The organism is Tissierella praeacuta (genome assembly GCF_040396155.1).
In the GTDB taxonomy this organism is placed as follows: domain Bacteria; phylum Bacillota; class Clostridia; order Tissierellales; family Tissierellaceae; genus Tissierella; species Tissierella praeacuta_A.
Window position 1 is genome coordinate 1 of record NZ_JBEBOY010000062.1, and the last position, 12,524, is coordinate 12,524.

Sequence of the window (12,524 nt, forward strand, 5' to 3'; positions counted from 1 at the left end):
CTGTTGAAATATTGAGAGTGTAGCATCATTATTGAATTGTGATGAATAATTCAGGGTTAATATTATATATCTATTATAGAACTTTATATATAAAAAATCAAAGTTTATTCCAATAATCTCCTAATTGTCTCATAGAAGTCTGGATATGAAATATTTGCACATTGAGTATTTTCAATCTCTGATGCGCCTTCTATATTTAATGCAGCTATGGATAAAGCCATTGCAATCCTATGATCCCCATAAGTATTCACAATAGCTGGATTTAATTTTTTCTTTCCATTTACTATTAATCCATCTGGTAAAGCTATTATATCGGCTCCCATCTTCTTTAACTCATTGACTATGGCATGTATTCTATCAGTTTCTTTATATTTAAGTTCCTCTGCATTTCTAATTACTGTATTGCCTTCTGCAAAGGCAGCTGCCACAGCTATTATAGGAATTTCATCAATTAACCTTCCTATAATATTTCCATCTAATTCTATTCCTTTAATTGGAGCATAAGAAACATATATATCTCCCACAGGCTCATTATTTATATTTCTTATATTTTCTATTGTAATATTGCCACCCATCCCTTTTATTACATCAATAATTCCAGTTCTTGTTGGATTAATGCCAACCTCTTTTATAACAATAGATGAACCTTTTATAATAGTAGCTGCTACAATAAAAAATGAAGCTGAAGAAATATCTCCTGGAACATAGATTTCTTTGCCACTAAAATCATCTTCGCTAAAATATTTAAGCATTCTTTCAGTATGGTCTCTAGTAACTTTTTTTTCCTTAACTTTAGTTTTCCCTTTACTATAGAGAGAAGCCAAAAGAATAGAAGACTTCACTTGGGCACTTGCTATAGGTAATTCATATTCAATTCCTTGTAATCTATCTGAAGGTGTAATATATAGAGGCGGATATTTATCCTTATCCCCTTCAATATTTGCCCCCATCTTAATTAAAGGTAAAATAATTCTATCCATTGGTCTATTGTTTAAAGAATCATCTCCTATAAGAGCAGATGAAAAGTCTTGTCCAACTAAAATTCCAGCTAATAGTCTCATAGTAGTCCCAGAATTACCACATTCCAAAACCTTATTCGGCTTTTTTAGACCATGAAGTCCTTTCCCAATTATTCTTACCTGATTGTTCTTTTCATCTATGTCTATTTTTATTCCCATCTGTCTAAAACATTCAATTGTTCTCAAAGTATCTTCTGATAATAAAATATTTTCTATAATAGTTTCCCCTTCTGCAATTGATCCAAACATTACTGCTCTATGGGAAATAGACTTATCTCCAGGTATTTTAATCTCACCTTTGAGACTCATTACTCCTTCTATTTTCAAGCTATGCACCTTCCCAACTTAAAAAAATTAAATTATACTTCATAACTACTTAACAAAGACTTTATAATAAGTTCATTATCTACATCATAAAACAAATCAACTTTGCCTTTTTCTATAGGTAGAACAAAGGAAATCTTTCCATTTTTATTTTTCTTATCATTCTTCATATAATCTAAGAGTTCTGATATTTCATTTTCTTTAAGTTCTATTTTTTCTACTAGAGGACTTAATGTATTTATAATTTCATCATAGTATTCTCTATCTATAAGCCTTTTTTGATATGCAATATTGCTTTCACACATCATACCAATTATAACAGCTTCACCATGATTATACTTCTTATATTCGTAAAAAGATTCTACACTATGCCCAATGGTATGTCCAAAATTTAGGCTTTGCCTAATGCCTGAATCTAATTTATCTTTTTCCACTATAGATAACTTTATCCTAATGGATTTTTCTATAATCTCTGGAAGTATTCTCATATCTCTATTGTAGATTTTCTTAATATTCTTATCTATATATTTAAAAAAATCATAATCCTCAATTAAACCATATTTAATTATTTCTCCAAGACCACATGTAATTTCTCTCTCAGGTAAGGTATGGATAAATGAAGTATCTACTAAAGATATTAAAGGAAAATGAAAGGAACCTATTATATTTTTATGAGCACCGAAATCGATTCCAGTCTTACCTCCTATACTACTATCTACTTGGGATAACAAAGTTGTAGGAATTTGAATATATTCAATTCCCCTTTTATAAGTTGCTGCGGCAAAACCTGCCAAATCTCCAACTACTCCCCCACCTAAAGAAAATATTTTTCCTTTTCTATCAATATTATTTTTAATTAATATATTATATATATTGAATAGTTCCTCTTTATTTTTACTTACTTCTCCTGAAGGAATAACATATATATTCTCTCTATTATTTAATGAACTCTCTAGTTCTTCCTTATAAAGATTATATACATTCCTATCTGTTATAAAAATAAAATTATCATCATCTATACGAGAATTTAATTCTTCCCATATATAGTTAACCATTTTATACATCATATTTTTACCTACTTTCTAAATAATCAAGATATCTATTATAGTTAATCTTAATTTCCTCTAAAGAATCTCCGCCAAACTTTTTAATTAATTCATCTGCTAATATATATGCTATCATAGATTCAACAACTATGCTAGCCGATGGGACTGCACATATATCTGATCTTTCAAATTGTGCCGATGTTTTTTCCTTAGTTAATACATCTACAGTGTCTAATGATTTTATAAGAGTAGGTATTGGTTTCATAGTTACTCTTATAACAATATCTTCTCCATTGGATATTCCAGCTTCTATGCCACCAGCATTATTTGTCTTTCTCTTATATTTGCCATCGTAAAAAATCTCATCATGAAACATAGATCCAAAAGTTGATGCTGCAATATTCCCAAGTCCAAATTCAATTCCCTTAATACCCTGTACACTAACACATGCAGCAGCAATTCTACCATCAAGTTTTGCATCCCAATTAGTATGGTTTCCTAAGCCTATAGGAGGATTTTTGACTATGACTTCTATAACTCCTCCTAAAGTATCCCCTGCTTCCTTTGCCTTTTCAATTTTCTTTATAATTTCTTTTTCAGAATCTTTATCTATTACCCTAATGGAGGATCCATTTGCTCGAATTAGATCTTCTGATTTCAATCCATTATAATAATTCATAGTTGAACTTATTCCACCAATATTTATAACATGACTATAAATATTTATATTAAATTCTCTTAATAAGAGTTTACAAATACTTCCTATAGCTACACGCATAGCCGTTTCTCTTGCTGATGCCCTTTCAAGTATATTTCTTCCGCCTTTTTGATTGTATTTTAACATACCTACTAAATCTCCATGGCCCGGTCTAGGTCTTGTTACTTCTACTAATTCAATATTCTTTCCCCTATTTTTTATTGATAAGGTAATTGGATTTCCCGTAGTTAAACCATTGTTTATACCTGATAATATATTTACCTCATCTCTTTCTATTTGCATCCTCTGCGATCTTCCAAATCCTATTTGCCTATTTTTTAACTCATTATTTATATAATCTATATCTAAATATAAATTAGCAGGTATTCCATCTATGATTCCTGTAAGAGACTCTCCGTGGGATTCACCTGCCGTTAAAAATCTTACCATACTCATCCTCCTTATGTAAAAGACTTCTACTATAGTAGAAGTCTTTAATGTTTAAAATAATTATCTATTTTATATACTTTTCTATTTATCAAAAGCTACTGTTCTTCTCAACTGCTTAATTAATATTGTAATAATATAAGTCTCTACGGGTATTTTAATTATATCGGATAATATTCTCCCTGGTAAAAGTACCATAAATCCTTTTCCCATCATTTGAGTTAACCAATAGGTATTCATTAATGTTGAAATGAAAACAGTACAGATAATAATAATAAAGAATACTCTTTTATAGCTAAATGGATTACCTTGTTCTCCCTTTTTTCTTAAATAAACTCCATACATTCCAGAAATAACTCCCCATAACATAGAACTTAATGTAAAGCCTGGAAAATATGGTCCCTGAGGAAAGGCCCATGCACCAATTAAATCAGCTACAATTCCACTAATCCCACCTACTACAGGTCCAAATAGCAATCCACTTATCATTAAAGGTACCTCACCAAAACCCAATCGTAATGCTGGAAGTCCACCAGCTAATGGCACCATAAATGATAAAAACCTTGTTATGACAATTGAAATTGCCACTAAAAACCCTGACTGAGTAAGGGTTCTTGTATCAAGTCTACTACCTTTGTTACTATTCATTTTTTATCCTCCTTTCTTTTGTTAGTGACAGGCAACTGTCACATTAAAGATAAGAGGATTCCTTAATGATTCAGCGGACGCGGTAAAGAATCGCAGATTCTCAATCCTTCGTTTAAGGGCAACTTCCCATCCCTTAACACTTGACGCTCTTTACCTACTCTGTCTTACTAACAATTTCATTATATATCAATATCCTTATTAAGTAAATCCCCATTGTCCTTTTTTCTAATATATTCAGTTAAATTATAAGAGCCAATAATAGTTGCCAAGACAAAGGAAATTATAGCCATTGTTTTATAATATATAGGATAATTAGAAAAATAAGAAATTACATAAAATATAATAAATAGAAAATATAATTTAAATATTTTATCCTTATTAAAGAAATTAAAGCTATCCTTTAATTCTGCTTTTTTTTCATAATATCTGTCTATAATATAATCCTCTATATCCTCATTAGGGGATATTACTTTTTCTTCCTCAAGTTTTATTCTATATTCCCTTTTAATTTCCTCTATTTTTTTATATCTATTTTTCATGATTATAGCTTTTATATATACATTCATAATTGCAGCAATAACAAAAGAAATAATTATGGAAATAATAATATTTCCTATTATCTTATTCAATGTTAATACTAAAAAAATCAAAGAAATTAATCCTATTGAGATTTTATCCATAATATCCGCCTTAGTAGTCTTACCTTTTTTGATTTGTTTCGTATAAAAATTATCCAATACTCTTTGTTTCTCTCTTTCACTACGGTTTTCTTTTAAATATTTTAAATCTTTTTTCATTTTGACCCCATCCTTTCCTAATAATGGAATATCCTATACTTTGTATTATTACCATAAAAACAAGAAATGATAAGGAAATATTTTTCACCATATCAATAAAAAATTTTTCTGGAAAGAGCTGTATCAATAAATCTGTTTTTGGATCCAACTGCCAAAGATTATTCCTAAAAAAAATGTAATGAAAATAAACAAAGTATTTATCAAAGTTAGAATATATTATAATTCCAAAAAATCCAATTGATATCAAGCTAATAAATATACCCTTATACAGATATTTTCCTAATATCTCTTTCTTATCATTAATAATAAAGAAAGTTATTATAACACTAGATAATATAACTGATAAATATTGTAATATGAAACCTCTTTTAAATAGTCCTCTTACATCTTTCATATGCAATATTTCTCTTTTATTAAAATTAGATTCTAATGTTTCTATGCCCACTTTTCCTTTTAAATAATTAAGTAATTTATTTGTTATATTGTCTAATTCCTCTAAGCTCTTTCCAGTCATCTCCATTACGTTATACTTCGAATATGCCTTTATATATGCATCAAAATTAAAAGCATTTTTCTCTACTGCAGTTAAGAGACAAAATAAAGACAATAAAAAAACTAAAATAAATAAAGTCACTTTCTTCAAAGTCAATCCCACCTAAATAATATTTATTTTATAAGTTAAAAGGATTGAAGAAAATATATCCTCCAATCCTTTTAAGACTATCCCATTGCCCTTTCTAGTTTGTCTAAATATTTAATTGGAAAAACTTTAAGCAATTCTTTATATTGCGCCACCGATAACCCTTGAACTGTTGTATATATTTGAATTTTTGTATCTAAATCTGCAGCTATAAATCTCTCTTTTATTTCTTGAAAAGTATCATTAGTCTCCATGATTTTGCCTCCTTTTTATAACCTTATCCTTATTATGTTTAATACTTATTCTTTTATACAAATGGACATAAATATTTTAATTCTAATTTCTAGATTTTATATCCAACTATATATGAATACTAAATATCCCTATGGAAATAATATCTTTGATAATAATTTTCAAAAAGGAGAACAATCTATGAATACTATATCAAGAATTGGGATAGATACCATAAGAAAAGAAGCCTTTGACAAAGTCACAGGTGCAGCAAAATATAATGGTGATATCTTAACTTCTGATGCTTTATATGGAAGAATATTACCAAGTCCCCATGCACATGCAATTATAAAATCAATTGATACAAAAAAAGCTTTAAAATCAAAAGGTGTTAAAGCTATAATTACTGGAGAATATACCCATGTATTAGTAGGCTCTCTCATCAACGATAGACCTCCCATCGCAAAAGATAAAGTCAGGTACTTCGGCGAACCTGTAGCTGTAATTGTAGCCAATACCGAACAAGACGCTATGAAAGCATTAAAGCTTATTAAAGTAGAATATGAGCCGTTACCTGTGGTTAATTCTGTATTTGATGCTATGAAACCTGGTGCATCCCTTATACATGAAAATTTGGGACATTATTATTGTCCTGATGCTCGCGTATATCCTATGGCTCATACCAATATAGCAGATCATGTAAAAATCAGAAAGGGAAATATGGCTATTGGATGGAAAGAGTCTGATATAGTACTCGAAGGGGAATTCTATTTACCCCAGTCAGATCATTTAGCAATGGAAACTAGAAACTCTAAAGTTCAAATATTACCAAATAAAGATACAATTGTATACACATCAACTCAAGCACCTTTTGCAGTTAAGGAGGAATTCAGTACACAATATAAATGTTCTGAAGGTAATGTAATTGTTCGTACACCACTAGTAGGAGGTGCCTTTGGTGGAAAAGCTTCTGTTCAGATGGAGTTTCTTGCATACCTAGCCTCATCTGCAGTTGGAGGCAAAATGGTTATAATGACAAGCCCTAGGGAAGAAGATATCTCCACTTGGCCATCTAACATAGGTATAAATGCAAAGCTTAAAATAGGTGCCACATCAGATGGTTTTATAAAAGCCTTAGAATGTACCTATTATGTAGATTGTGGTGCCTATACTGGCACTGGTCCTCGTATGGCAAAGTCAATAGCCATTAATTGCTCTGGTCCATATAATATTGAAAATCTTCATTGCGATTCTTATAGTATCTATACTAATCATTGTTATGTTACTTCTTATCGAGGCTTTGGTCATGTACAGCTTACCTTTGCCATCGAAAGAATGATTGATAAATTGGCATTGGCATTATGTATGGATCCCTTGAATATAAGAATAAAGAATGCCATAACAGAAGGAAATACTTCTCCTACACAAGCTAAAATAACATTTGACAATGCAGGAAATTTGACATCTTGTCTTTATAAATTAAAAGAGGTTATTAATTGGGAAGAAGGAAAAATAACAAAAACAAATAAAGGCACAATTAAAGCCAAAGGTATTTCTTGTTTTTGGAAATCTGCGACTTCTCCTACTAATGCTACTTCGGGAGCAGTACTCACTTTAAACGCCGATGGTAGCATTAATTTAAATGTAGGTGCTACGGAAATTGGTCCAGGTATGAAAACTACTTTAGCTCAAATTCTTGCAGAAAAAATGAAAATGGATATTGATAAAATCCATGTATTTATGGATGTAGATACACGGATAAGTCCTAAACATTGGAAAACTGTTGCAAGTATGACAACCTTCATGGTAGGAAATGCCGTTATAAAGGCTGCAGATGATTTAATTAGGCAATTAAAGGAATTAGGGGGTATTGTTCTAAAATGTCCTCCTGATGATTTAGATATTGGTGAACAAAGAGTATATTCAAAGGATGATCCTGTTAATTTTATAGACTTTAAACATTTAGTTCACGGTTACAAATATGCTAATGGTGAAGCTATATATGGACAAATGATTGGCAGAGGTAGCTACATCATGAAAAATTTAACCAAATTAGATAAGCAAACAGGAAAAGGAAAACCTGCTGTTTTATGGTCAGTAGGTGCTCAAGCTGTTGAAATAGAATATAATCCTAAGAATTATTCCTATAGACTGCTGAAGGCTGTAACAGTTATAGATATAGGAAAAGTAATAAACCCTAAAGCTGCAAAAGGAGTCATAATGGGTGGCATGAGCATGGGTCTTGGTTTAGCAACTAGGGAGGAGTTTCTATATAATAAAAATGCCATATTGGAGAATACATCCCTAAGAACCTATAAACTTTTACGATTCGGAGAAAATCCAGAATATATAGTTGATTTTATAGAAACACCTGATACTGATGCTCCTTTTGGTGCTAGGGGTATAGCTGAACATGGTATCCTTGGAATGCCTTCTGCATTTGCTAATGCATTATCATTAGCAGCAGAAGCTGATTTTGATAAATTGCCTATTTATCCTGAATTAATATGGCAAACTAAGACAGGAGGTAAATATGATACCCTTTGATTTTGAATATTATAAACCAGATACAATTGAAGATGCTATAAAATTATTTAAAGAACTTGAACTTAGTGAAAAAAATCCTATTTACTATGGTGGTGGCACAGAATTTATATCTATGGCAAGAATGTTCAATAGATATACAGGTGCAGTAATAGATATTAAAGGTATATCTGAATGTAATGTATTCGAATTTAAAAATGATAATTTAATTATAGGTTCGGCTGTAACATTAACTAAAATTGCTGAAGAAAACCCTTTTCCCCTTCTTACTTTGACAGTCAAAAGAATAGCAGACCATACCATACAGGATAAGATTACATTAGGTGGTAATTTGATTGGAACTATTATATATAAGGAAGCTATACTCCCCCTCCTTTTATGTAATAGTGAAATAGTAATCCAAAGTAGTGTTTGCAAAAAAACTGTGAAAGCAATGGATTTATATAATGAAAAACTACAACTTGCAGATGATGAAATCCTAGTTCAAGTAATAATAGATAAAAAATTTCTCCAATTGCCTTATAGTCATGTAAAGAGAACAAAAAATGAAAAAATAGATTATCCTTTAATTACAATGACTTCTCTAAAGGATAATGAAAGAATTTCTGTTGCTTTTAGCGGTTTATGTAAACACCCCTTTAGGTCAATTGAAATAGAAGAAATCCTAAATGATAGGTCTATTTCCAAAGATAAAAGAATTAGAAAAGTTATTAACATTATACCTTATGAAATACTTCACGATATTAGCGGTTCTTCTGAATACAGAAAATTCGTTCTATATGGCATGTTATATGAATTGCTTAATAAATTCGAGGGGGTAAGTTAAATGTTTAAAATATTAGGTCCTACAATATTAACTTTAAATATAAATGGAGAATATCGAGATGTAGTTGTTAAACCCTCTGATATCTTATTATTTACTTTGAGAAGGGAATTTGGACTTACTGGAGCAAAACCTGGCTGTGAAAATGGAGACTGCGGAGCATGTACAGTTCTAATAGATGGTTGGCCAATAAAATCTTGTTTGATGCTCACTGTGGAAGCAGTGGGAAAACAAATTATAACAGTAGAAGGTCTAAATAATGCTCCAATTCAAAAAGCATTCGTAGAAAGTTTTGCATTTCAATGCGGATATTGTACTTCAGGATTTTTAATGGTATGTCATGCCTTATCTAAAATCCATCCAGATGCAGATGATTCTGTAATCCAAGAATGGCTGCAATCTAATTTGTGTCGCTGTACAGGATATGCAGAAATTGAAGATGCTATAAAATCAATATTGTCAGGTAAAATTAAATAAACTATAGGAGATAAATATGAAAATTGAAGGAATAGTATTAGCTGGCGGATTATCATCAAGAGCTGGTACCAATAAATTATTATTAGATGTTAATGGAAAAACTGTAATAGAAAATTCTATTCTTGGAATGTATGATATATGTTCAAGGATAATAGTTGTAGGCGGACATAAAATAGAAGATATAAAAAATATATTATATAAATATCCTAAGGTTGAATTAATATATAACCAAGATTATTTACAAGGAATGTTTAGCTCTGTAAAAAAAGGATTAGCAAATATTAAGGAAGAAAGATTCTTTTTAATCCCTGGTGACTATCCTCTCGTAGAGAAAACAACTTATAAAAATATGCTAAGTATAGATGAAGACATAGTGATTCCAGTTTATAATAAAAAAAGAGGTCATCCTATATTGATGAAGTCCCATTTAATAGATGAGATATTCTCTGATAACTCTTTTAACACCTTGAGAGATTTTCTCTCTATAAAAGAAAAAACCTTTATAAATGTTGATGATTTTGGCATATTAATGGATATAGACACTATGGAAGATTATAATTCCATTAGTCAATTACAAATAGTAGGTGAATAGAATGGATATTATTGAAACCACATATGATTATATTTTAAAAACTGTTTTTGGTGTTGCAAATCCTATAAAAAAATCCATAATAAAAACCCATTGTAATGTTCACAAATTTATTAATCTTCATGCTTTAAACATTCTTAAAAATGATAAATATCTAGATGAATATAAATTATTCCATAGTTTTATTCTTGATATTAATGAAGGCGCTGTATGGGCAGATCAAGACTTTAAAAGTTCAAATCATTTCTATAACCCTTATAAAAAAAGAGGGTTATACGGAAGAAAATCTGCTATGAATTTAGGTACAGATTATTACCAAGAAGCCCTTAGTCTATGGAATAAAGGAGAATTTAACAAATCTATGTTTTATCTAGGAGCTGCCTTACACATTATTCAGGATATGACTATACCTCAGCATGCTAATATTCGTTTATTAGATGATCATCATCAATATGAATCATATGTTAAGCATACATATGAATATGTAAAAGAATTTCAAGTTGAAAAAGGAGCATATTTTTTGGACTCTATTGAAGATTATATAAGATTTAATTCAAGAGTAGCACTTAAAATTTATAGAAGATTTAAAAGAATCTCAAAGGATGAAAATCGGTTTTATCGTACCACTAGATGTAGTCTCCCATTAGCTGAAAGAACTACAGCAGGATCCATGGTTATGTTTTATAATGATGTTTTCTTAAATGAAAATTAAATTTTAAAATTAATATAAAATGCAAAAAGAAATCCCTTTGCATTTTATATTAATGCTATTATCCGCTGTATAATGGCATCAACTATTATATATTCTATTACTGTTATTATACTACATATAAAAATAAAAGAACTTAATTTAAATTCTCCATATCGATCTTTGAAATATTCCTTCCTAAATAAAGATATAATATCTGGTGTAAATGAATATCTTAAAGATTCATTAAAGTCATCCATATCATTGAAAATAATCCAAAATATAAATTTATACACTGTAAAAAAATTAATTATTATTAAAGCTATTACAATAAGCCCCATACTCTTACTCCTTACCTTTTTATCTAATATTATATTCTATATTTGATAAAAGTCTACTACATATAAGATAGTCTTTGTAATCATATTTATCTACTAGACTTGTCCTGACGACATCAAAACCCCTAAAAGTGGCTAAAGAGTTATTAATATATCTATTTATCTAAAAAAGTTATCCACAAAATTAACTCTACTTCTCAATTTTTCATAAAACCATTCTTATATTTTAATAAACCCTAATGAATATATAAAAGTTATTGTTGTTACAAGGATATTCTTGTGCTATATTTATGATAAGAATATTCTCTAAATTGAAAAAACATTAGTATTTTTAAGTAGTCTCTTAATAACCATTTTTACTTTTTCTTTAGTTGCTTCTGCTAATGAACAACTTATTAGCATGAAAGGTGATAATCTGAGCAGTTTACTTGGTATGCTATGGAAAAGAAATATGATAAAAGAGCTAGATAAGTTTATGACACAGCTTATGTTTATCCTGAACAATTAATAGAAAGACAATATAGAGTAGTAGAATTTAACGCAAACTAGTATAAAACATAAAAAACTAATTTAGAAATGAGGGAATTTGATTATGGCTAAAGGAATAATTGGGAGTATATCTATTTTTATATCTGCTATTCTTTATAGTACAAAATATTTATCGGCTGCTATTGCGGGGATAAATAGTAATACTTGGGGCAAAGGAGAGTTTTTACAATATTTATCCTACACACCAAATTTATTAAACACTTGGATATATATTTCTTTTATAATAGGGATAATTCTCTTAGCTTGGTATAGTATCGATTCTTTTAAAAAATAATTTTTTTAAAAGATGGAAGATAAATAAATGAAGAGAACCTTAAATGTTAGATTGAACCGACTCATGTCAAGTAGACAGATAGTTTAATTAAAATATTATGTACATATGGATGCATGGTTTCGATAATTTATAGCAGTGTTATTTGGGCAATCGCACAGGATAGTATCCTGTGCGATTGCTCTTTCCGTACCTATTTTACCATAGGGGTTCACATCATATCCCTATGAATGCTAACCTTTGATATTACAAATATACAAAGGTTAGCTTACTCTTCCTCTGGCATTTCCCAGTTATGATATACTTCTTGAACATCATCATTATCTTCAAGCATATCTATCAATTTTTCCATATTTTTTATATCTTCTGGACTAGTTAATTCTATTGTGTTTTGTG

At 29.7% G+C, this 12,524-nt stretch carries 15 protein-coding genes and 1 riboswitch; of the genes, 6 read left to right on the forward strand and 9 right to left on the reverse strand.

The window, feature by feature from the left end; all coding sequences use genetic code 11:
• Positions 1-104: 104 nt before the first annotated feature.
• The 7 genes from aroA to ABWP20_RS17165 all read right to left on the reverse strand — a co-directional run bounded on the left by aroA (position 105) and on the right by ABWP20_RS17165 (position 5,872).
• A complete protein-coding gene (gene aroA / locus ABWP20_RS17135) occupies positions 105-1,346 on the reverse strand; it encodes a 3-phosphoshikimate 1-carboxyvinyltransferase (RefSeq protein WP_353097476.1) in 1,242 nt (413 codons plus the stop codon).
• Between the two features lie 32 nt (positions 1,347-1,378).
• Complete coding sequence (aroB, locus tag ABWP20_RS17140; RefSeq protein WP_353097478.1) at positions 1,379-2,410, reverse strand: 3-dehydroquinate synthase; 1,032 nt, start codon at positions 2,408-2,410, stop codon at positions 1,379-1,381.
• 4 nt (positions 2,411-2,414) lie between these two features.
• The gene (gene aroC / locus ABWP20_RS17145; RefSeq protein WP_353097480.1) at positions 2,415-3,536 is read right to left on the reverse strand and encodes a chorismate synthase; all 1,122 of its coding nucleotides are present in this window, start codon (positions 3,534-3,536) and stop codon (positions 2,415-2,417) included.
• A gap of 81 nt (positions 3,537-3,617) precedes the next feature.
• On the reverse strand, positions 3,618-4,181 hold the full coding sequence (locus ABWP20_RS17150) for a folate family ECF transporter S component (RefSeq protein ID WP_353097482.1): 564 nt from the start codon (positions 4,179-4,181) through the stop codon (positions 3,618-3,620).
• A gap of 69 nt (positions 4,182-4,250) precedes the next feature.
• Positions 4,251-4,345, reverse strand: a riboswitch (THF riboswitch).
• Between the two features lie 15 nt (positions 4,346-4,360).
• Positions 4,361-4,978 carry a hypothetical protein gene (locus ABWP20_RS17155; RefSeq protein ID WP_353097484.1) on the reverse strand — a complete coding sequence of 206 codons (618 nt, stop codon included), beginning with the start codon at positions 4,976-4,978 and terminating at the stop codon, positions 4,361-4,363.
• Positions 4,941-5,612, reverse strand: a complete 672-nt coding sequence (locus tag ABWP20_RS17160) for a TIGR01906 family membrane protein (protein WP_353097501.1) — start codon at positions 5,610-5,612, stop codon at positions 4,941-4,943. Before ABWP20_RS17160 ends, ABWP20_RS17155 begins: the two co-directional genes overlap by 38 nt.
• 86 nt (positions 5,613-5,698) lie before the next feature.
• Positions 5,699-5,872 (reverse strand): hypothetical protein, encoded by a 174-nt coding sequence (locus tag ABWP20_RS17165; RefSeq protein ID WP_353097486.1) that lies wholly within the window; start codon positions 5,870-5,872, stop codon positions 5,699-5,701.
• A 178-nt stretch (positions 5,873-6,050) separates the two neighbouring features.
• On the opposite strand from ABWP20_RS17165, the gene ABWP20_RS17170 reads away from it, so the two are divergent.
• From ABWP20_RS17170 to ABWP20_RS17190, 5 genes are read left to right on the forward strand one after another with little or no spacing between them, the layout of a single operon-like run.
• Positions 6,051-8,396, forward strand: a complete 2,346-nt coding sequence (locus tag ABWP20_RS17170) for a xanthine dehydrogenase family protein molybdopterin-binding subunit (protein WP_353097487.1) — start codon at positions 6,051-6,053, stop codon at positions 8,394-8,396.
• Positions 8,383-9,219 (forward strand): FAD binding domain-containing protein, encoded by an 837-nt coding sequence (locus tag ABWP20_RS17175; protein WP_353097489.1) that lies wholly within the window; start codon positions 8,383-8,385, stop codon positions 9,217-9,219. The genes ABWP20_RS17170 and ABWP20_RS17175 overlap by 14 nt, the downstream gene beginning before the upstream one ends.
• Positions 9,220-9,693, forward strand: a complete 474-nt coding sequence (locus tag ABWP20_RS17180; RefSeq protein ID WP_353097491.1) for a (2Fe-2S)-binding protein — start codon at positions 9,220-9,222, stop codon at positions 9,691-9,693.
• 16 nt (positions 9,694-9,709) lie between these two features.
• The gene (locus ABWP20_RS17185) at positions 9,710-10,285 is read left to right on the forward strand and encodes a nucleotidyltransferase family protein (RefSeq protein ID WP_353097493.1); all 576 of its coding nucleotides are present in this window, start codon (positions 9,710-9,712) and stop codon (positions 10,283-10,285) included.
• Between the two features lies 1 nt (position 10,286).
• A complete protein-coding gene (locus ABWP20_RS17190) occupies positions 10,287-10,994 on the forward strand; it encodes a zinc dependent phospholipase C family protein (protein ID WP_353097495.1) in 708 nt (235 codons plus the stop codon).
• Between the two features lie 44 nt (positions 10,995-11,038).
• Here ABWP20_RS17190 and ABWP20_RS17195 read toward each other — a convergent pair whose 3' ends face one another.
• Positions 11,039-11,311, reverse strand: coding sequence for a PX domain-containing protein (locus ABWP20_RS17195; RefSeq protein ID WP_353097497.1), 273 nt, complete (start codon positions 11,309-11,311; stop codon positions 11,039-11,041).
• A gap of 589 nt (positions 11,312-11,900) precedes the next feature.
• Between ABWP20_RS17195 and ABWP20_RS17200 the strand changes: the two genes are divergently transcribed.
• Positions 11,901-12,131, forward strand: coding sequence for a hypothetical protein (locus ABWP20_RS17200; protein ID WP_353097499.1), 231 nt, complete (start codon positions 11,901-11,903; stop codon positions 12,129-12,131).
• Positions 12,132-12,396: 265 nt separating this feature from the next.
• Here the strand turns inward: ABWP20_RS17200 and ABWP20_RS17205 are convergent.
• Positions 12,397-12,524, reverse strand: a 128-nt coding sequence (locus tag ABWP20_RS17205) for a YebC/PmpR family DNA-binding transcriptional regulator (protein ID WP_353097503.1), incomplete at its 5' end; no start/stop codon positions are given.